This window comes from Ochrobactrum sp. SFR4 (genome assembly GCF_019730395.1).
Taxonomy (GTDB): Bacteria; Pseudomonadota; Alphaproteobacteria; order Rhizobiales; family Rhizobiaceae; genus Pseudochrobactrum.
Map to the genome: position 1 here is coordinate 1 of NZ_JAAPBB010000159.1, position 494 is coordinate 494.

The 494-nt window shown below is 46.2% G+C and carries 1 protein-coding gene; it reads left to right on the forward strand.

Annotation, left to right across the window (positions count from 1 at the left end):
* Positions 1-494 (forward strand): TauD/TfdA family dioxygenase (locus tag HBA93_RS18350; protein WP_221724257.1); only part of this gene is annotated, 494 nt, incomplete at both ends.

Here is a 494-nt window from a genome sequence, read left to right on the forward strand (position 1 = left end):
GGCTGAACTTGCTGAATTAAGACAGGCCGTTGAAACAGCAAAAAAAAACGGCTTAACTGTTGGGACTATGACCAAAGACAGCTTCTTGTTGCCTACACTAGGTAAAAGAATGGCTGCTCTTGGCCAGCTTCTCGAAGATGGACTTGGAATCGCCTTGATGCGTGGCATTCCAGTCAACGATTATCAAAAGAATGAACTGGAATTATTATTTGCTGGATTAGGTGTACATCTGGGCGTGCTTCTACCGCAAAGTAAGGCAGGTGAAAAAATCGGCGTTGTTGCTGACAGCGGCAATAAACTCGCATCCGGTGCACGCGGCACGAAAACCAGTGACCAATTACCGTTTCATACAGACCGTAGTGACCTAATCGGACTTTTGTGCGTACGTGAGGCAACAAAAGGTGGTGAGAGTTACGTTGTCAGCGCTACTCAGGTTTATAATATCATCCTAAGGGATCGTCCGGACTTACTGGAAGTCTTATGCCAACCATTCT